At 70.2% G+C, this 19,798-nt stretch carries 17 protein-coding genes; 9 read left to right on the top strand and 8 right to left on the bottom strand.

The genetic code is table 11. From position 1 onward, the window contains the following. Positions 1 to 43 precede the first annotated feature (43 nt). Positions 44 to 964 carry a class I SAM-dependent methyltransferase gene (locus ABD691_RS26250; RefSeq protein ID WP_344684137.1) on the top strand — a complete coding sequence of 307 codons (921 nt, stop codon included), beginning with the start codon at positions 44 to 46 and terminating at the stop codon, positions 962 to 964. On the opposite strand, the gene ABD691_RS26245 is transcribed toward ABD691_RS26250, so the two are convergent. From ABD691_RS26245 to ABD691_RS26235, 3 genes are all read right to left on the bottom strand, one after another. Next, positions 951 to 2,513 carry a PH domain-containing protein gene (locus ABD691_RS26245; RefSeq protein ID WP_344684136.1) on the bottom strand — a complete coding sequence of 521 codons (1,563 nt, stop codon included), beginning with the start codon at positions 2,511 to 2,513 and terminating at the stop codon, positions 951 to 953. The genes ABD691_RS26250 and ABD691_RS26245 overlap by 14 nt on opposite strands. Continuing rightward, positions 2,510 to 3,025, bottom strand: a complete 516-nt coding sequence (locus ABD691_RS26240; protein WP_344684192.1) for a PH domain-containing protein — start codon at positions 3,023 to 3,025, stop codon at positions 2,510 to 2,512. Before ABD691_RS26240 ends, ABD691_RS26245 begins: the two co-directional genes overlap by 4 nt. 98 nt (positions 3,026 to 3,123) lie before the next feature. Further along, positions 3,124 to 4,596, bottom strand: coding sequence for a glycosyltransferase family 39 protein (locus ABD691_RS26235; RefSeq protein ID WP_344684134.1), 1,473 nt, complete (start codon positions 4,594 to 4,596; stop codon positions 3,124 to 3,126). Positions 4,597 to 4,790: 194 nt separating this feature from the next. Between ABD691_RS26235 and ABD691_RS26230 the strand changes: the two genes are divergently transcribed. The 3 genes from ABD691_RS26230 to ABD691_RS26220 all read left to right on the top strand — a co-directional run bounded on the left by ABD691_RS26230 (position 4,791) and on the right by ABD691_RS26220 (position 7,972). Further along, positions 4,791 to 6,047, top strand: coding sequence for a sensor histidine kinase (locus tag ABD691_RS26230; RefSeq protein ID WP_344684132.1), 1,257 nt, complete (start codon positions 4,791 to 4,793; stop codon positions 6,045 to 6,047). Continuing rightward, positions 6,040 to 6,693, top strand: a complete 654-nt coding sequence (locus ABD691_RS26225) for a response regulator (RefSeq protein ID WP_344684130.1) — start codon at positions 6,040 to 6,042, stop codon at positions 6,691 to 6,693. Before ABD691_RS26230 ends, ABD691_RS26225 begins: the two co-directional genes overlap by 8 nt. 475 nt (positions 6,694 to 7,168) lie before the next feature. After that, on the top strand, positions 7,169 to 7,972 hold the full coding sequence (locus tag ABD691_RS26220; RefSeq protein ID WP_344684128.1) for a S1 family peptidase: 804 nt from the start codon (positions 7,169 to 7,171) through the stop codon (positions 7,970 to 7,972). A 75-nt stretch (positions 7,973 to 8,047) separates the two neighbouring features. On the opposite strand, the gene ABD691_RS26215 is transcribed toward ABD691_RS26220, so the two are convergent. Further along, positions 8,048 to 8,650: a lysoplasmalogenase gene (locus tag ABD691_RS26215; protein WP_344684126.1), complete on the bottom strand. Its 603-nt coding sequence runs from the start codon at positions 8,648 to 8,650 to the stop codon at positions 8,048 to 8,050. Positions 8,651 to 8,746: 96 nt separating this feature from the next. Here ABD691_RS26215 and ABD691_RS26210 point away from each other — a divergent pair, with 96 nt between their 5' ends. The 3 genes from ABD691_RS26210 (at position 8,747) to ABD691_RS26200 (ending at position 11,579) form a co-directional block, all read left to right on the top strand. Continuing rightward, complete coding sequence (locus ABD691_RS26210; RefSeq protein WP_344684125.1) at positions 8,747 to 9,643, top strand: pseudouridine-5'-phosphate glycosidase; 897 nt, start codon at positions 8,747 to 8,749, stop codon at positions 9,641 to 9,643. Next, positions 9,640 to 10,572, top strand: coding sequence for a nucleoside hydrolase (locus tag ABD691_RS26205; RefSeq protein ID WP_344684124.1), 933 nt, complete (start codon positions 9,640 to 9,642; stop codon positions 10,570 to 10,572). Before ABD691_RS26210 ends, ABD691_RS26205 begins: the two co-directional genes overlap by 4 nt. 143 nt (positions 10,573 to 10,715) lie before the next feature. Beyond that, on the top strand, positions 10,716 to 11,579 hold the full coding sequence (locus tag ABD691_RS26200; protein ID WP_344684123.1) for a fumarylacetoacetate hydrolase family protein: 864 nt from the start codon (positions 10,716 to 10,718) through the stop codon (positions 11,577 to 11,579). Positions 11,580 to 11,694: 115 nt separating this feature from the next. Here the strand turns inward: ABD691_RS26200 and ABD691_RS26195 are convergent, their stop codons facing one another. Then, positions 11,695 to 12,288, bottom strand: coding sequence for a hypothetical protein (locus ABD691_RS26195; protein ID WP_344684121.1), 594 nt, complete (start codon positions 12,286 to 12,288; stop codon positions 11,695 to 11,697). Positions 12,289 to 12,718: 430 nt separating this feature from the next. Between ABD691_RS26195 and ABD691_RS26190 the strand changes: the two genes are divergently transcribed. Next, positions 12,719 to 13,780 carry a LysR family transcriptional regulator gene (locus ABD691_RS26190; RefSeq protein WP_344684119.1) on the top strand — a complete coding sequence of 354 codons (1,062 nt, stop codon included), beginning with the start codon at positions 12,719 to 12,721 and terminating at the stop codon, positions 13,778 to 13,780. A 160-nt stretch (positions 13,781 to 13,940) separates the two neighbouring features. Next, positions 13,941 to 16,787 (top strand): penicillin acylase family protein, encoded by a 2,847-nt coding sequence (locus tag ABD691_RS26185; RefSeq protein WP_344684117.1) that lies wholly within the window; start codon positions 13,941 to 13,943, stop codon positions 16,785 to 16,787. 46 nt (positions 16,788 to 16,833) lie between these two features. On the opposite strand, the gene ABD691_RS26180 is transcribed toward ABD691_RS26185, so the two are convergent. Genes ABD691_RS26180 through ABD691_RS26170 form a run of 3 tightly spaced genes read right to left on the bottom strand, consistent with a single transcriptional unit; the run spans position 16,834 to position 19,650 of the window. Further along, positions 16,834 to 17,349: a cupin domain-containing protein gene (locus ABD691_RS26180; protein ID WP_344684115.1), complete on the bottom strand. Its 516-nt coding sequence runs from the start codon at positions 17,347 to 17,349 to the stop codon at positions 16,834 to 16,836. Beyond that, a complete protein-coding gene (locus ABD691_RS26175; protein ID WP_344684114.1) occupies positions 17,349 to 18,542 on the bottom strand; it encodes a cytochrome P450 in 1,194 nt (397 codons plus the stop codon). Before ABD691_RS26175 ends, ABD691_RS26180 begins: the two co-directional genes overlap by 1 nt. 1 nt (position 18,543) lies before the next feature. Continuing rightward, positions 18,544 to 19,650: a type III polyketide synthase gene (locus ABD691_RS26170; protein WP_344684112.1), complete on the bottom strand. Its 1,107-nt coding sequence runs from the start codon at positions 19,648 to 19,650 to the stop codon at positions 18,544 to 18,546. Positions 19,651 to 19,798: the final 148 nt, after the last annotated feature.

Raw genomic sequence — 19,798 nt, 5'->3', positions numbered from 1 at the left:
TCTCGGTGGGCGGAGCCCACCCGGTGCCGACGAGGAGGACAGGGTGGACGGTGGATTCGACGAGGCCCGTGGATTCGACGCGGCCGGTGGATTCGACGCGGCCGGTGGATTCGACGCGGCCGGTGGATTCGACGAGGCCACCGCGGCGCGGATGCGGGCCAACCAGGCGAACTGGGACGCCCGGACTCCCGTGCACGTGGCCAGCGAGTTCTACGGGCTGGGAGTCCGGCGGCCGGTGGACTGGTTCGCTCCGTTCGAGTGGATCGACATCGGTGAGCTGGACGGTCTCGACGTGCTGCATCCGCAGTGCCACCTCGGAACCGAGACGCTGGCGTTCGCCGGCCGGGGCGCGCGGTCGACGACGGGACTCGACTTCTCGTCCGCCGCGATCGACCAGGCCCGGCGGATCGCCGCCGAAGCCGGCGCGAACGTCGAGTACGTGCACGCCGACGTCTACGACGCGGTGCACGCCCTCGACGGCCGCGACTTCGATCTGGTCTACACCGGCAAGGGATCGCTGTGCTACCTGCCGGATCTCCAGCGGTGGGCGGGAGTCATGGCCGAACTCCTGCGTCCCGGCGGAGCCCTCTACGTGGTCGAGTTCCACCCGGTGCTGAACTCGCTCGGCCCGGTCCCCGGTCCCGGCGACGGCCCGGAACTGCTGCTCCGCCACGACTACCTGCCCGGGCGCGGCCCTGTGAAACGCGACGCGACCCGCACCTACACCGACGGCCCGCCGCTGAGCGAGGCGACGGTCGTCTACGAGTGGCCCCACAGCCTCGGTGAGGTGATCAACGCACTCGCCGGCGCGGGCCTGACCATCCGGAGCCTGCGGGAAACGGAGCTGCTCCCGTGGCCGCGGTGGGAATCGATGGTGCGCGCGGACAACGGGTGGTGGCGTCTGCCCGACACCGACCCCCGCGTCCCGCTGATGTACGCGCTGCGCGCGGTCAAACCCGGCTGACCTCCCTTTCGAGGAACGGCTGGAGCAGGCCCGGAACGGCATGCTCGGCAACCGCCAGTCCTTCTCCCGCGGACACGTCGGGGATCTTGTACGCACCCGCACCGGCGGCGGTGATCGCCGAGACGGTGACGAGGCCGGAACGGCGCTGGAACAGCGACTGCTTGACCCGCCAGCCGATGATTCCGGTCCGTTGCAGGGCCACCGTGCGCCGGATTCCGGTGCCACGCCTCATGATCAGGTACTTGGGGCTCACCTGGTGCCCGAGGCTGCGGTAGGCGTCGAACCCAGCCGCGATCGCGATCGCCACGCCCACCACCGTCACTACCGCGATCGTCCACATTGGAATCCAGCCGAGCGCGGCCGAGACCACCGCGGCGGCGATGAACGGGACCGTGGCGGCGATGCCCCACGTCACCCGGCGCCGGAGCGCGACCCGCGGATGACCGCGCAGGGCGCCGTTGGTCGGTGGTTCCGGTTCCCGGAGTACGAGCGCCGCGACCCGCTGGGCCTCCGCGCGCGGAGCCGGCGGCAGCAGCGCCTTGCTCTCGGTGTGCTTGCCGTCCTTCGACTCCTGGAGGCCGGTCGCCACCGCGTTGGTGCGGGCCCCGCGGGCCCACCGCAGCACCAGCGGCTCGGCGACCTCGACGCCGCGCATCCTGCGCTCTTCGAGTGAAACCGATCGGGTGGTCAGCAGGCCGCGCCGGACGCGCAGCGTGGTGTCGCGTTCGCGGGTGAGGTGGAACCCCCACCACATCTCGACCGACAGCGCGAGCGCACCGACCATGCCGGAGATCACGGCGGCGATCGCGCCGCCGGTGATCGTCAACCACAGCGGTACGTCTTTGAGCCACTCGCCGATGATTGCGAAGACGTTGTACGCCTCCAGCAGTTCCCGGAACGAACCGAAGGCCGAGCCGATGGCACCCCAGACGATCGCCGCGAGCGAGACCGTCAGGGCTCCGTATCCGAGCCAGGCCGGTTTGAGCACCGCCAGCACGCCGTCCGCCGGTGGGGCTTGCTCTGCGGTTCCCGCGGTTCCGGGCTGGGGGCTATGCAGCAGCTCGTGGCGCAGAGCCTCGGCGTCGGCCTTCGGGATCGCGTCGAGCTTGAGGTCGGCGTCGTCGCCGCCGGACTGCCCGGTGCCGATCTTGACCACGGACAGGCCAAGCACCCGGTGCACCGGGTCCGCGGTGAGGTCGACGCTGCGGATCCGGTCGCGGGGGATCCAGCGGTGGCTCCGGGACAGCGTTCCCTTGCGCAGCTCGACGCGTTCGGAGGTCACCCGGTACCGCGTCACGGACCACTCGTAGCCCGCCCCGGCGGACAGCAGGACGGCGATCGCCAGCCAGATGCCCGCGGTGATCAGGAGCGGGGTCATGCCCGCGCCGGACAGCAGCATGATCGCCACGGTCGGGATCAGCGGTGCCAGCACGAGGACCGCGGTGGCGAAGATCGTCCTGCTGTCGAGCCGCTGCCAGCCGTCGTCACCGGTACCGGCGACCGCCGGACCGTCGGGCATGGCGGGCCGGTCGCCCTGCGGGGATGTCACGTTGCATCACCCCGGGTCGCCTGGGTGGTGGCGGTCAGCTGGTCGACCAGGTCGCTCGCGACCTGGCGGTCGAGCCCTTCGATCGTGAGCGGTCCGGCCGCCGACGCGGTGGTCACGGTGACGCTCGCGAGGTTGAACAGCTGCTGGACGGGTCCGCGAACGGTGTCGACGGTCTGGATCCGCGACATCGGTGCCACCCGCCACTCCTGGCTGATCCAGCCGGAGGCGGTGTAGACCGCGTCCGCGGTGGTCTCCCAGCGGTGCACGGCGTACCGCCAGCGCGGCATCACGAGGATGTAGGCGATCCCGGGCACGACCACCACGACGAGCGCGAGCAGGAGCCACAGGCGCGCGGGCGGGATGGTCGCCGCGCAGATCGCGAGCGCGATAGCGGGAACCGCGACGGTCAGCAGCGCCTGGACGGTCCAGCAGGAGATCGCCCGGCGGTCGACGCGATTGCGGGGTGGGCGCAGCTTCGGCGCTGTGATCCGCACGGTCGGTTCGGACACGATTGCCTCATTTCTTGTTGCGTGCCGGTCATTCTTCCAGCGGCTCCGCCGGTCGCGCGCCGAAACGGCACCGTGCCGTGCCGGGCGGGCGTCGTGCGCGGTCACAGGTGTCTGACCTCCGGCCAGAGGACCGCCCAGCTCTCCTGCTTGCCGCTGAGGAACCACATCGCGGTGTTCCCGGGAAGCTGCTCGACCTCGGTGAAGTGCTCCCGGAGCGCGCCGGGGTCCGAACCCACGTAGAGCACGTGCTGGGCTGCTTCGTCCGGTGGCGGGAAGTAGCCGTAGCCGCGGTGCGGGCTGAACGCCCGGGGCAGTCCGTTCTCGGACCCGAGCACGTCGAGGTACGACGCAGCGACGTAGTTCTGGGTCAGGATCGCGGTGTGCGATCGGGTTTGCTCCGGAAGGGCGTTGTAGGCGTGGCCGGCGTCCGCGACGAGCGTGGGGCTGGTGATTCCGAGGAGCGACGACGTGAAGCCGATGGACAACCACACCACACCCAGCGCCGCGGCGGCCGACAGGCCGAACGCGGGCCAGGCGACCCAGCGCAGCCTCGCCCGCTTGACCTCGCGGCGCCGTTGCAGGCCGACCGCTCCGGCCGCGAAGGCGACGCCGTAGAGACCGAGCAGGTAGTACGGTCGTGCGGCCGTCGCGACGAAGAAGACGTAGAGCAGGACCGTTGTCACACCGAGGAAGCGGTACATCCGCATCTCGGCCGCGGTCACCAGTCGCCACACGCCGTAGCACAGCAGCGGCGCCCCGGCGATTCCCGCGTACAGCAGCGTCGATGCCGCGGTGCCCAACCGCCCCCCGGACAGCACGGGCGTCTCCTGGGCGACCACCGGCCCCATGCGCAGCTGCGGCCAATCGTGGTTCGCCTGCCAGATCAGCGTGGGCAGCGCGATCAGCACCGCGATCGCGGCAGCGGCCAGCAGCATCGGCCGGGCCAGCTGCCGCCTCGGGCCGAACACGAGCATGGTGAGCAGCAGCGCCGCCCCGAGGATCAGGATCTGGAACTTCGTCTGGAGCGTCAGCCCCGTGACGGCTCCGGCCGCGAGCAGCAGCCGGTCGTCCGGTCGGCCGTCGTGGTGCAGCCGGATCCACCGGACCAGCAACCAGGTCAGCAGCAGCCACAGGGTCGGTTCGAAGGTGTAGGGCGTGACCCAGTGGCCGATCAACGCCGCCCACAGCCCGGTCGCGGTGGCCGCCGAGGCGATCACCTGGGCTCGCCGGTCGCCGCCGAACTCCCTGGTGATCAGCGCGGTCAGCGGTACCGCGGCTGCTGCCACCAGGACGGCGGGCAGGCGGAGCAGCGGCAGCGAGCCGGGTGCGAGCCAGTCCATCGCGGCGGCCACCAACGGCGCGATCGGCGGCTGGTCGGCGTAGCCCCAGTCCGGGTGGTACTTCCCGGCCGCCAGCATGTAGACCTCGTCGATCCAGTGCTCGCCGAACGGGCTGACCGCGACGTGCACGAGCACGACGGCGCAGGTGATTGCGAGCACCGGCCATCGCGCCAGCGGATGCGGATGCCCGGCGGCGGGTGCCGCTGCCCTCGCGCCGAGCGTCGCCTGAACCATCGTTCCCCCTCGTCTCCACAAGATCTGCCGACGATTCAACTTGGAGCGAGAGCCGCCCGGCTACGGCGCTTAGTCGTGTTCAGAACGACGAAGGTCGCTAACTTCGGGACCAACTGCAACTTTCGTAGGTTCCGGACCCGACGCTGGAAGGGTTTTCCGGAAAAGCCGGGCGGAGCGTGGCTACGGTGTGCCACATGAAGCGCCCCCTGTGGCGCCTGCTCTGGAACACCAAGCGCGAGGCCACCTTCGACATCGGTCTGGTCATTTTCCTGACCGCGCTCGACAAGGTGCTGAAGCACTTGTTCCCCCCGGACACGCCGCCGGACCAGTACGACTGGATTGGCGGCATCGGCATGAGCGGCGCGCTGACCGACCTGTGCGGTCTGGCCTTGCTGGCCAGACGGCGATATCCGCTTGCGCTGCTCACGTTCGTCGCTGTCCTGGGCACGATCCAGGCGGTGCTCATCGAGCAGGGGCCGGGGCCGCTGCTCATCGTGAACCGGATGGATGACGCGTGGACCACCGGGGAGACCCCGTTCGCGATCTACGCCGTCGTCGTCTACACCGCGACGCGAGCCCGGTGGCTGGTCGGCTGGGGCCTCATCGGACTGCTGATCTTCCTGGCGGCCCGGCCGTGGGTGGAGACACCGGCCAGCGTGATCTCCAGCGCCGTCATCCTGACCGTCTTCCCAGCGCTGCTCGGGCTCTACGTGAGCGCGCGAAGACGCCTGGTCCAGGCGCTGCGGGACCGGGCGGAGCGGGCCGAGCGCGAGCAGCACCTGCTCGCCGAGCAGGCGCGCGTGGACGAGCGGGCGCGGCTGGCGCTGGAGATGCACGACGTGGTCACCCACCGGGTCAGCCTGATGGTCCTGCAGGCGGGCGCGTTGGGGATCACGGCCAAGGACGAGGAAACAAGAGCCGCTGCCGAACAGCTGCGGTCGAGCGGCTGCGAGGCGCTGACCGAACTGCGCGATTTCGTCGGGGTCCTGCGGCGAGGTCCGGACGAGGAGGAGCACCGGGAGGAAGCGGAGGTGGGGCCATTACCCGACCTGGCCGATCTGATCGAACGTTCGGAAGCCGCCGGCATTTCCGTCGAGTTCGAGGAAGAGGGCAGTTCGGCCAGGGTGTCGCCCGCGGTCGGCCGCACGGCCCGCCGCGTGGTGCAGGAAGCCCTCACCAACGTCTACAAGCACGCCCCAGGAGCCAAGGTGTGGTTGCGTACCGCCTATACCCCGGACCGGGTGCGGTTGATCATCCGCAACTCCGGATCATCGGTGGTGCCTGCCGCGGACCTGGCGCTGAGCGGGTCGGGAACCGGTCTGCTGGGGTTGCGGCAACGCGTCGACCTGGTCGGTGGAACGCTGCGCGCGGGCTACCTGGGCGACGGCGGGTTCGAGGTCGACGTGGTGCTGCCCGCTTACGTGCCGACTTCGGAGGCTGCCAGTGAGTGAACCGATTCGCGTCGTCGTGGTCGACGACGAGCCGATGGTGTGCGCGCACCTGCGCACGATCCTCGGCTCCGCGCCGGACATCGACGTCGTCGGCGACGCCCAGGACGGTGCCGCCGCCGTGGAGGTGGTGGTCCGCCGGCTACCCAGGGTGGTGCTCATGGATCTGCGGATGCCGGGGGTGGACGGCCTCACGGCGATCGAGCGGATCACGCAGCTGCCGAACCCGCCCGCGGTCGTGGCGCTCACGACCTTCGACGCCGACCAGTACGTGCTTCGCGCGTTGCGGGCCGGTGCGGCGGGGTTCCTGGTGAAGTCGACTCCGCCGGAGGACCTGATCGGCCTGGTCCGGGTGGCCGCCGACGGGCACACGGTGCTGTCGCCGGAGGCGACGCGGCGGCTGGTGGCGGCGTCGTCCGACGAGAACAGCCAGCGCGCCAGGACGCTGGTGCAGGAGCTCACCGACCGGGAGCGCGAGGTGCTGATCTGCCTGGGGCAGGGCATGTCCAACGCGCAGATCGGGGACGCGCTGTTCCTGTCCGAGGCGACGGTCAAGGGATACGTCTCGCGCATGCTGGTGAAGCTCGAATGCAGCAATCGGACGCAGGCCGGACTCCTGGCGTACGACGCGGGGCTCGTGTCGCGTTGAGGCGTCCGGCGCAGCACCGGACGCGTTGAACGGACCAACCGGTTGCGAAGCGGTCGCTAGCCCGAGCAGTTCAACGATCAAGAGGCGCATCTCCGCCGAACGGGTCTGGAATATTCCAACCAGGATAGGTACACCAGAACTGACACGTTCCGCTCAGTGGCGGTCGGGGCCTCGCGGACGTGTCAGCCACGGTACGGGGACCGTTGGCAGCCGCGGTCGCAACGGCGGCGGTAGAGGTGTCTCCGGTGCGTTCGGGGCGCGCCGGGGACACCTCTGTGAAGCCGGCGGGCAGCCCGCCGATGGCTGCGACTTTCGTACTGGATCTTCTGGTAAACGGCAATTATCCGTTCTTTTGGTCCGCCTGCCGTGCCGATTATCGTGCGGTCGATCGGTTGCTGTGCGTAGCAGTTGCCGCACCGTTCTGGGGTCTTCGTGAGCACGACTGCCTCAGGGCACGACAGACAAGGAGATCACCATGGTCGATGGCTCCCGCAAGTTCGCGCGGTTAGCCGGAATCACCGCGGTCGCCCTGTCGGCGCTCGCCGCGGGTTCCGTCGCGAACGCCGCTCCGGACACCTCGTCGGACGTCCGCCCGTTCATCGTCGGTGGCGAGGACGCCAACATCCAGGACCACCCGTTCACCGTCGCGCTGGTGACTCCGGACGGTCAGCAGTTCTGCGGTGGCACGCTCGCCGCCCCGAACAAGGTCGTCACCGCGGCGCACTGCACCGTCGACTCGCAGCCCGCTGACATCAACGTGGTCAGCGGCCGGACCGTGATGAGCTCCGGTGAGGGAACCCAGTCCAAGGTCACCAACGTCTGGGTGCACCCGGAGTACCAGGACGCCGCGCAGGGCTTCGACGTCTCGGTGCTGACGCTGGAGGCGCCGGTCCAGGAGGCCCCGATCGAGCTGGCCAAGGCCGACGACCCGGGCTACGCGCCGGACACCCAGGCCACCATCCTCGGCTGGGGCAACACCAGCGAGGGCGGCCAGCAGGCCGACCACCTGCAGAAGGCCAACGTCCCGATCACCTCCGACGACACCTGCAAGCAGGCCTACGGCGAGTACAACCCGGAGGGCATGGTCTGCGCCGGCCTGCCCGAGGGCGGTGTCGACAGCTGCCAGGGTGACTCCGGCGGCCCGATGGTCGTCGAGAACAAGCTGGTCGGCGTGGTTTCGTGGGGCGAGGGCTGCGCCCGTCCGGGCAAGCCCGGCGTGTACGCCCGCGTGGGCACCTACTACGACGCGCTGATGGAGCAGATCAACGCGGGCAAGTGACGCGCGGTCGACTCCGGGACGGGGCGGATCCTTCGGGGTCCGCCCCGTTGTTCGCGCTCACTGTCCACTTCGGACTTACGAGTGGCGGCGCAGGCCGTCGTGGATCAGCCACTGGCCGAGCGTGTAGGTCGCCATGACGCCCGCGTCCGCCGGGCGGCGCCACTTCTCCGCCAGGCCGAAGCGGGCCAGGGCCAGCAGGCTGTCGGAGGCGACGAACGTCGCCGCGCCCGCCAGCACGCGTCCGGAGCCGGGGCCGCGCAGCGTGGTCGCGGCAGCGGCCATCGTCCCGATGGTGGCCGCGTAGGCCATGACCGGGCGGCGCAGCGGCCCGGCCATCCGGCCGAAGGCCGCCGCGGAGGCCGCGGTAGCGGCCGCGATCGGGAGCACGTGCAGCGGCTTCGGGCGTTCGCCGCGGGCGGCGAAGGTCGCCGCGTAGGCGACGTGGGTGCCGAGGAACGAGGCGAGGCCCGCGCGGAACGCGCGGTCGTCGTCGCGGAGCAGGGCGACGTCGCCGACCCAGGAGCCGGCGAGGCCGAGCGCGGCGCCGAGCCGCGCCGGGCGGAGCTCGGCGGCGAGCGCGGGCATCAGCGCCGTCTTGGTGAGCCGCCGCTCGCGCGAGCGGCCCAGCAGGGCCATCGCGGTGTCGGTGGCAGCGGCCAGGGCGAACAGTCCGCGCACGTTCTCGCCTCCTCGGCAGCGGATCAGCGGGTCCGGTCGAGCTTACGGCAGGGCTTTTTCCCAGTAGGCTTGGCGAGTCACCGATCGGGAGGCGCCATGGCGGTCACGGTCGCGCCGGAGGTCCGGGACGCGCTCGCGGACGGGAACCCGGTCGTCGCGCTGGAATCGACGCTGTTCACCCACGGCCTGCCCCGGCCGGAGAACCTCGCGGCGGCGACCGGAGCCGAGCGGTTGCTCCGCGACCGCGGCGTGGTGCCCGCGACCGTCGCCGTGATCGGCGGCACCCCGGTGGTCGGGCTCGCTCCCTCCTCGATCGAGCGGCTGGCCTCCGACGACCGCGCCGCGAAGCTCAGCCTGCGCGATCTGCCGATCGCCGCGGCCCGCGGGCTCAGCGGCGGCACGACCGTCGCGGCGACCGCGTTCCTGGCGCACCAGGCGGGAATCCGCGTCTTCGCCACCGGCGGCGTCGGCGGCGTGCACCACGGCGCGTCGACGTCGTTCGACGAGTCGGCCGACCTGCTGACCCTGGCCTCGACGCCGCTGGTCGTGGTCAGCGCGGGCGTGAAGTCCGTCCTGGACGTGCCCGCGACGCTGGAGCGGCTGGAGACCCTCAGCATCCCGGTCGTGGGGTACGTGACCCGGCGCTTTCCCGGTTTCTACGTGGCCGATTCCGGGCTGGGGCTTGACCATTCCGCCGACACGCCCGAGGAAGTCGCCGCGATCTTCCGCGCTCAGCGCGCGCTCGACGTGCCTTCGGCTCTGCTGGTCGCGAACCCGGTTCCGGCCGACGAACAGCTCGATCCCGAGGCGCACCAACGGGTTTTGGCCGAGGCGTGGGAAGCCGCCGCGCAGCAGGGGATCAGCGGTCACGCCACCACGCCGTTCCTGCTCGACCACATCCGGCGGGCCACCGGCGGCCGGAGCCTGGAGGCCAACGTCGCGGCCTACCGCAACAACGTCGCCGTCGCCGCCGAGATCGCGAAGGCGCTATGACCGTTCCGGTGGTGCTGGACTGCGATCCCGGGCACGACGACGCGATCGCGATCCTGCTCGCGGCGGCGTCCGACGCGCTCGATCTGCGGGCCGTCACCACCGTCGGCGGGAACCAGTCGCTGGAGAAGGTGACGCGCAACGCCTGCCGGGTGCTCTCGGTCGCCGGGGTGACCGACGTGCCGGTGGCCGCTGGTGCGTCCGGGCCGCTGGTCCGGCGGCTGCGGGTGGCCGCTGACGTGCACGGGGAGTCCGGGCTCGACGGCCCCGAGTGGGGCCCGACCACCGTCCGGCCGAGCGAGGTGGGCGGGGTCGAGCTGCTGCGGCGCACGCTCGCCGAGGCGGAGTCGCCGGTCGCGGTGGTCGCGGCCGGGCCGCTGACCAACGTGGCCGCGCTCCTGCTGGCCCATCCGGAGATCACCGGGCGGATCCGGGAGATCTCGTGGATGGGCGGGAGCACCGGGCGCGGCAACGTCACACCGCTGGCCGAGTTCAACGCCGCCACCGACCCGGAAGCGGCACGGATCGTGTTCAGGTCCGGACTGCCGGTGACGATGTGCGGGCTCGACGTCACCCACCAGGCGTTGGTGACTCCTGATGTCCTCGCCCGACTGCGCTCTCTCGGCACCACCGTCGGGGACATCGCGGTCGACCTCATGACCTTCTTCGGCTCGACCTACCGCGAGGTGTTCGGCTTCGAGGCCCCGCCGCTGCACGATCCGGTCGCCGTCGCCCGGGTCGCCGATCCGTCGCTGGTGCGGACGGTCCGGGTGAACGTCGAGGTCGAGACGCGGGGCGACTTGACCGCCGGTGCGACCGTCGCCGACCTCGCGAGGCGGACCGGGCGAGCGCCGAACGCCGACGTGGCGCTCGGGCTCGACGCCGACCGGTTCTGGGACCTGGTGGTCGGCGCGCTGGCCGCCTACCGCTGATCGGCCGGGTCGACCCCTTGCCAGACCTGCCCCGACCGTGGAAAGTCGGGAGGCTGCGCCGGACCGGCCTGGTCGTGGGGCGACGCCCCTCCCGGCCGAGCCAGGGCGGTCCGCGCGGCGTCATCGCGAGCAGAAGGAGCGAGATGAGGTTTCTGAGGTTGGGCCCGGTCGGGGCCGAACGACCGCACGTGGCGGACGAGCAGGGCCGGCTGTTCGATCTGTCCACCGTCACCGCCGACATCGACGCCGGGTTCCTCGGGGGAGACGGGTTCGCCCGCACCCGGGCGGCCCTGGCCGCAGGCGAGCTCACCGAGGTGCACGACCCCGCCGACGGCACCGGTCTGCGGGTCGGCGCGCCCATCGCGCGGCCGGGCGCGGTGCTGTGCATCGGCCAGAACTACGCCGCGCACGCCGCCGAGTCCGGTTCGACGCCTCCCGAGGTGCCGATCCTGTTTCTCAAGCACCCGAACACCGTGGTCGGTCCCTACGACGACGTGGTGATCCCGCGCGGGAGCACCCGCACCGACTGGGAGGTCGAGCTCGGTGCCGTGATCGGCCGCCGCGCCCGGTACCTCGACAGCGCCGAGCAGGCGGCGGAGTGCGTCGCGGGCTTCGTCGTGTCCAACGACGTCTCGGAGCGGGCGTTCCAGATCGAGCAGTCCGGCGGGCAGTGGTCGAAGGGCAAGTGCCACGAGACGTTCAACCCGGTCGGTCCGTGGCTGGTTCCCGCCGAGGACCTCGGCGACCCGCAGCGGCTCGGCCTGCGGACCCGGGTCAACGGGCAGGCCAGGCAGGAGTCCAGCACGGCCGACATGATCTTCGCGGTGGCCGAGATCATCCGGCACCTGTCCCAGTACGTCACGCTGGAGCCCGGTGATCTGGTCAACACCGGAACCCCGGAGGGCGTCGCGATGTCGGGCCGGTTCCCCTACCTCGCCGCGGGCGACGTGATGGAGCTGGAGATCGACGGGCTCGGCACCCAGCGCCAGCGGCTCCGGGCCGCCTGAGAACCGCCGAACGGCCCGGCACCTCGAAGGTGCCGGGCCGGAAGCGGGCCGGGGCTCGCCGGGCTCCCGACGGCGGCCCCGGCTGCAGACGGGTCCGTTGTGGACGGACCCGGTGTCAGCGGGCGAAACCGGCCGCCTGCGCCATCTTGGCCAGCTTGAGCGCCTTGGCGTAGCGCAGCACCGGCGGCATCCAGCACAGCACCAGCGCGACCAGGTTCACCACCATCGCGATCACCATCATGATCTCGATCGAGTCCGGCGGGGAGGACACCGAGACGAAGATCAGGTGCACCAGCGCGTTGATGAGGGCGAAGATGGTGATCAGCACCCGGGCCCAGGTGTGGCGGGCGAAGACGACCCAGATCAGCATCACGACGCTGAAGAAGATCTCGATCCCGGCCCAGACGCCCAGCTGGGCGGCGTAGCCGTCGATCATCTGGTCCCACATCTCGGGCCAGCTCTCCTTCAGGGACATGACGTCGTCGGTGCTCACACCGCTGGCCTCGAACAGCCAGCTGTAGGAGTCGAGCGCCTTCTCCACGTTGTCCTCGGCCAGGCCGCGGCCACCGGCGTAGATCATGATCGAGCTGATCAGCGGCAGCAGCACGGCGATCGCGCCGACGATCTGCAGCACGAGCAGCATCACCGGCCGCTTCGGGGGTCCGGCCGGGGCCCCGCCGTGCGCCGGGGCGGTCTGCGAGTACGTCACTGTCCTACTTCTCCTTGGGGGATCGGAAAACGGCAGGATCCGGCACCGCGCGCAGCTGGGAATTCCGGGAACGCTTGGGGGAAGCGGGCCCGGATCTCGCGACGAATCCGCGGCGCGACCGCGTGGTCCGCCGCGACTCGTGCGCGCGTGGTGTTTCGGGAATTCCTTCCACCGAGCCGCGCTGCGCCGGCGCACCGCGGTCTCGTTGCTTGCGAAGACCCAGACGTACGCCCGCTGCCGCGGGTTCTGCTCCCGGTGCGAACGTTATCCGTTCGAAACCATCGGCCGTCCGAGCCGCGGAGATCATTGCATTGAGCTGCAAGCGATTCCAGGTCTGCGGCAAAGAATTCCCCGGATAATTTGATGTGAAGTGGGGATCAGTTGCGGGGTCTACACTCCTTGTTCGCCGCACTCGAAAGCGAGAAGGACCATGCCGTTACCCGGACCCCTGAGGCTGCCGTCGCCGGACGGCCGGAGCAGGCTGCTCAACACGTCGGCGGCGCTGCTCGACACCACAATGGACCAGCTCAGAACCCTGGTCGTGGTGTACGAGGAGGGAACCGCGCTGCGCGCCGCCCGAGCTCTCGGCCGCGAGCAGTCCAGCGTGCAGAAGCAGCTCGACACGCTCAACCGGAACTTCCGGGAGCTGTGCGGTGAACAGCTGGTGCTCAAGCAGGGGCGTGGCAAGGACGTGCTGTTCACCGGCAGTGGCAAGGCATTCGTCGAGATCGCCCGCAAGACGCTGGACGACTGGCTGGACGGCGTGGACGAATCGCGCAGGCTGCTCGGTGAGACGATCACCGTCGGTACCACCAGGTTCACGCTCGGTTTTTTGGCGAACGCGGCCGAGCACATCTCCGACGAGTTCCACCAGCGCGGGGTCGAGCTCAAGATCGTGCACCTGCGCACGAGGGATCTGCTCTCGGCGCTGCGGGACAAGCAGGTGGACCTGGTCTGCGGCAGCGCGCTCACGCACAGCGGTCCGGACGAGGGACTGCTGCCCTACGACGTGATGGAGTGGCGCCGCAGCGGGCTGACGCTGGTGACGAACCTGCCCGAGAGCCCGCTGCTCGGGAACTCGCTCGGTGCGCGGGAACTGCCGACCCTGCCGCTGGTGATCCCCAGCAGCGGACTGATCTCGGGATTCCTCCGGGGCTGGTTCGGCCCGGAGTTCCGGTCCAAACTCGACATCGCCGCCGAGATCGACGACGTGCGCTACGGCTTCGAGCTGCTGCGCTCGGACCTGCTGCACGCGTGCATGCTGGTGACCCAGGGGATAGGGGAGGCCGCCGACGACGGCCGGATGCCGGAGGGGCAGGGGCTGCGCACGGTCGAGCTGGTCAACGACCTGGAGCCGAAGCTGGAGGTCCTGGTGGGGGCGTTCACCCGGCGCGGCGAGCGGGAGTCCTACACCCCGGACCACCCGCTGAACCGGCTGTGGGACGCGCTGTCGCTGGAGAACGCCCGCTGGAAGGGCCTTGAGGTGTCCTGAGCGCGGGAGTGCTTTTCCCCGCACCGCAGGCGATTCCGGTCCTGTCGCGCGAGGTCGGGCACCCGGGCTGCGGCATTCGGAGTAATCTAAATGTGAATCCATTTCGTTTTTCATCCCGATTCACTAGCGTGCGCCACGTCACCAACGAAGGGACCCGCGCATGTCTCGACGTCAGCGCGTCGTGGCGGTGGCCGGTGCCGCGGCGGTGGTGGGTTCGCTGCTGGCGGCGCCGGTCTCGGCCGCCGAACCCGCTCCGCCGCCGGTCACCGACTACTGCGGCGACCAGTGCCACCACATCCTCCCTCCCGGGCAGAACGGCAACGCGACGCTGGCCGAGCTGGCCGCGCACATGCTGTTCGGCACCCGCCCGAAGCATTCCGACGACCAGATCGGCAAGTACGACCAGCTGGTGCCCGGTTACCGCGAGCTGACCACCGGCACCATCGACGAGTTCTTCAACGACAACTCGTTCGGCGTGCCCGACGACCAGGTGGAGCGCAGGTACCAGCCCCGCGCGGACGTCACCGTCGTGCGCGACAAAACGGCGGGGATTCCGCACATCTACGGCACCACCCGGTCCGGAACCACCTTCGGCGCGGGGTACGCGACCGCCGAGGACAAGCTGTTCCTGATGGACGCCATGCGCCGCGCCGGGCGAGGTGAGGTGACGCCGTTCGCCGGTGGCGCGGAGGCGAACCGCCAGCTGGAGCAGCGCTTCTTCGCCAGCTCGCCCTACACCGAGCAGGAGCTCCAGGCCCAGATCGACAGCGCCGCCCAGCACGGCGAGGCGGGCAAGCGCGCCCTGGCCGACGCGCAGTCCTATGTGGATGGGATCAACACCTACATCCAGCAGTCCCACAGCGGCCGGTACTTCCCGGGCGAGTACGTGGCGACCGGGCACATCGACGCGATCACCAACGAGGGCCGGATCGAGCCCTTCAAGCTCACCGACCTCGTGGTGCTGGCGTCGCTGGTCGGTGCGCAGTTCGGCGGCGGTGGCGGCAACGAGGTGCAGAACGCCGTGGCCCGCATGTCGTTGCACGAGCGGTTCGGTCCGGAGCGGGGCGAGGAGGTGTGGCGGGCGTTCCGCGCCGAGAACGACCCGGAGGCGATCTCCACGCTCCACGATGGACAGTCGTTCCCGTACGCCCAGTCGCCGGCGAACCCGCAGGGCGCGGCGATGCCCGACAGGGGATCGGTGATCCCCCAGCAGCTGGTGTTCGACCCGACCGGCTCGGCGACCCGGGAGGAGCCCGACACACAGCCGGATTCCACGACCCGGCCGCCGTTGCCACCGGGTGAGATCAGCGATCCGGTCGCTCCGTTGCGGGGCATGTTCGACGACGGCGTCGCGCCGGGTGCGATGGCGGAGCCGAGGGGGATGTCCAACGCCCTCGTGGTTTCCGGCGCGCACACCGAGAGCGGCCACCCGGTCGCCGTTTTCGGCCCGCAGACCGGGTACTTCTCTCCGCAGCTGCTGACGCTCCAGGAGCTTCAGGGGCCTGGCATCTCGTCCAAGGGCGCTTCCTTCGCCGGGCTGAGCTTCTACACCCTGCTCGGTCGCGGTCAGGACTACTCGTGGAGCGCGACGACGGCGGCGCAGGACATCATCGACACCTACGCCGTCGAGCTGTGCGAACCGAGCGGAGCGCCGGTCACCAGGGATTCGAACTACTACCTGTTCCGCGGCGAATGCCTGCCGATGCAGACCGTCGAGCGCAAGAACGCCTGGGAACCGAACCTCGGCGACGACACCCCGGCCGGTTCCTACCGGCTGGTGTCCTTCCGCACCCGCTACGGCCCGGTGACCCACCGCGCGACCGTGGGCGGGAAGCCGGTCGCCTACACGACGGCTCGCTCCACCTTCATGCACGAGGTCGACTCGATCATCGGGTTCCAGAAGTTCAACGACCCCGGAGCGGTGAACTCGGCGGAGACCTTCCAGCGCGCGGCGCACGACATCAACTACACCTTCAACTGGTTCTACGCGGATTCGAAGGACACCGCGTACTTCAACTCCGGTGCCAACGTCGTCCGACCACCCACTGTGGACCCGAGCATGCCGGTCGTCTCGGATCCCGCGTTCGAGTGGCAGGGCTGGAACCCGGCGGACAACACCGCCGACTACACGGCCTTCGCCGAACATCCGAACTCGGTCAACCAGGACTTCTACATCAGCTGGAACAACAAGCAGGCGCAGGACATGACCGCCGCCGGCCTGGAGATGACAGCCGTGCAACGCGGAGATCTGCTCGACGGGCGGGTGCGGGACCTGATCGCCGGCGGCGGCAAGGTGAACCGGGTCAACCTGACCCAGGCCATGGCCGATGCGGGGGTCACCGACTTACGCGCGGAGCGGAACCTCCCGGACCTGCTGCGGGTGATCGACAGCGCGCCCGTGACCGATCCGCGGACCGCGGAGCTGGTCGAGCGGCTGCGGGCGTGGCAGGCCGATGGCGGCAAGCGGACGGAGACCGAACCGGGCAGCAAGACCTACGCCCACGCCGACGCGATCGAGCTGATGGACGCCTGGTGGCCGCTGCTGGTGCGAGGTGAGTTCGAGCCTTCACTCGGCCCGGACGCCTACGGCGCCCTGACCGACGTGATGGGCATCAACGAGTCGCCGTCGGGCTGGCAGAACGGCGAACCCGGCCTGCACGTCGGGCAGGGGCACCAGGGTTCGGCGTTCCAGCACGGCTGGTTCGGCCAGGTGTCCAAGGACATCCGGGGCGTGCTGGGCGATCCCGTGGCAGGCGGTTTCGACCGCCCGATGTGCGGGGACGGTGATCTGTCCGCGTGCCGCCAGATGCTGCTGGACACGCTGCGGCAGGCGGAGGCGGCCCCGTCGGAGGAGACGTACCCGGGAGACGCCGACTGCGAGGCCGGCGACCAGTGGTGCGCCGACTCGATCGTGCACAGCAAGATCGGCGGGATCAGCCAGGAGAAGATCAGCTGGCAGAACCGGCCGACCTACCAGCAGGTGGTCGAGTTCCCGGCCCACCGCTGAGGATTACCGGTGTGGCGGTGCCTCGGACAGCACCGCCACACCGGGGTCAGCCGTCGAACTTGAGCGGCGTCAGCTGCTCGATGTCATTGCGCCGCCGGAGTTCCTCGATAGCGGTGAAGTCGATCTCGCCCGGCGCATCCAGGATCTCCAGCAGTTCCTCGAAATACCGCTCGTGGTTGGTGGGCGGCGCCGACTGGAAGAACATCTTCGCCGGTTCCGCGGTGGGGTTGCGGAACGCGTGCGGACACCCAGGCGGGACGAACATGACGCTGCCCGGCCCGGCACGGTGAACTCGTTGTCCCGTAGCGCTTTCCCACTCGGTCCAGTTCGGACCGGTGCGCGTGATCGGTTCGAACGCGAGCAGGTCGAGTTCGCCGTCAAGCACGTAGAAGAGCTCTTGGCTCGTCTTGTGCACGTGCGCGCCGACGTCGAAACCGGGCGGGACGACGACCTCGAAGCTCGACGCCGCCGCCGTCTCGTCGTCGGTGACCTTGAACGTCACCTGCTGCGCTCCGGTCGTGATCGTGCGCCCCTCGCCGGGCGGGACGATGAGTCCGGTCATCACCACTCCACGGGAAGCTCGACCGGACCGCGGATCAGCGCGTCCGGTTGCCAGCGGACCTCGTCGGGCGCGACCGCGAGCCGGAGGCTCGGCAGCCGGTTGAGCAGCGTGGACATCAGCAGCTGTTGCTCCATCCTGGCCAGCAGCGGTCCCATGCAGTAGTGCGTCCCGTGGCCGAACGCCAGGTGCTGGACGTCCGGCCGGTCGATGTCGATCCGTTCCGGTTCGGCGAACACCTCGGGGTCCCAGTTCGCGCAGACGTAGGAGACGTGCACGACGTCGCCCGCGCGGATGCGCACGCCCCGGATGTCCACGTCCTCGGTCGCGATCCGGGGGATCCCGACGCCGTTCTTGTGCGGGATGAAGCGCAGAAGTTCTTCCACCGCACGGGGAACCGCGCCGGGCTCGGTGAGCAGGCGCTCCTGCAGCCCGGGTTCGGTGAGCAGCAGGTAGACCATGTTCGAGCTGTTGTTGCGGACGCCGTGCCATCCGTTCAGCGCCACCAGCAGGGTCAGCGCGGTCAGCTCCTCGTCGTCGATCTCGCCCCGGTCGCGGGCCTCGGCGAGCACCGTCAGCAGGTCGTCGCGCGGCTCGGTGCGGCGTCGCTCGGCCTGGGCGAGGAAGTAGGCGGAGACGTCGCTTTTGATCCGGTTGACCCGGTCGACCGCGGCCTGGTCGCGGGTCTTGGTCAGGACCGTGGTCGCGCAGTCGGTCAGCCAGGCGTGCTCGGTCTGCGGAATCCCGAGGAGTTCGCCGACCACGGCCATCGGGAACGGCGAGGTCACGTGCCCGATGATGTCGGCGGGCGGCCCCGCGGCCAGCATGGCGTCCACGAGGTCGTTGAGCGTCAGCTCGGTGCGGCGCCGGATCTGCTCGACGTTGCGCTGCGCGAACGCCTTGGCCACGACCCGGCGCACCCGGGCGTGCTCGGGCGGGTCGGAGAAGCTCACCGCGCGGTCCGCCGGGATCCGGTGCTTGGTCATCAGCGGTGTCGGTGCGCCGATCACCGCGGCCCGGCTGAACCGCGCGTCGGAGGTGACGAACTTGACGTCCTCGTAGCGGGTCACGATCCACGCCTCGCCCTGGCCGTAGGCGAGGCGGACCCTTGCCACCGGTTCGTTGTGCAGCATGTCCCGCAGTTCCGGGTCGAAACCCAGACCCGCGATGTCGGCCGGGACGTAGTCGCGCGGCATGTCAGCTCGCCTCCAGGAAGGACGTGCGGGGGGAGTCGATCGGGCGGTGGATGTGGACCTCGCGCGGAACCCAGGTGCCCACGCACATCTCGGCGGTGATGCCCGGACCGAACCCGGCGATCACCCCGCGCGCCGACGCGGTCAGGGAGCCTTCGTCGAACACCCGGCGCAGCGCTTCCAGGACCACGGCGCTGGCGATGTTCCCGTAGTCGGTGAGCGTCGACCTGCTGTGCCGGAACGCCACCGGCGGCACGCCGAGGAACTTGGTGAGGTCGTCCAGGATCCGGGGACCGCCCGCGTGGATGACGTAGAAGTCGAGCTCGTCGACCTCCCACTGGTGGTCCTCCACCAGCGCGCGCAGGGCGGGTGCCAGCGGCTCCATCGTCTTCGGCACCCGCTTGTCCAGCCGGAAGTGGAAACCGGTGTCCTTGACCAGGTAGGAGATCCAGTCGGTGGTGTCGGGGATCAGGTACGAGCCGTTGCGCTCCAGCCGGACCCCGGTCCCGCCGCGGCCGCGCACCACCGCGGCGCCGACCGCGTCGCCGAAAAGCCCGTTCGACAGCAGGGAACCGACGTCGCTGTCGGTCGGCTGGTAGCACAGGGAGCAGAACTCGCAGGCGACGATCAGCGCGTTGGCGTCGTCGTAGGCGGTGCAGAAGTCGTGCGCGCGGTTGATCGCGGCGCCGCCCGCGGCGCAGCCGAGCTGCGCGATCGGCAGCTGGCGGGTGTCGTCCCGGAAGCCCATCGAGTTGATCAGCCACGCGGTCAGCGACGGCATCATGAAACCGGTGCAGGAGACGTAGATGATCAGGTCGATGTCCACGGCCCGCAGTTCCGCGTTGGCCAGCGCCTTCCGCACGACCTCGGGCACACGAGCCCTGGCGTGCTCCTCGTAGATCCGGTTGCGCACCTCGAACCCCGGGTGGCTCAGCGTCTCGGCGATCGGGCGGATCAGGTGGCGCTTGCGGACACCGGTGTTGCTGATCAGCCGCAGCACCAGCGGGAGCTGCGGGTGGTCGGCGTGGAACGTGCGCGCCAGGTCGAGGGTTTCCTCGACCGTGATCACGTTTTCCGGAACCGCGATCTCCGGTCTGCACAGAACTGCCACCGATGCCTCCCGATGCGCATTGATGCCTGAGAACAACGACCACAGAGGACGGCGCCGCCCCTTCAGACGCGGGTTCGGCATGGGAACGCTGGAAAAAACGTCCGCGGAACATGATGTGCCGGATGAGCGGGCCACGCGACTCCGCGGG

Origin of the sequence: Saccharopolyspora taberi (assembly GCF_039534165.1) — a bacterium.
GTDB classification, from domain to species: Bacteria; Actinomycetota; Actinomycetes; order Mycobacteriales; family Pseudonocardiaceae; genus Saccharopolyspora_D; species Saccharopolyspora_D taberi.
The sequence above is the reverse complement of the archived record's forward strand: the minus strand, read 5'-3'. Positions and strand labels throughout refer to the sequence as shown.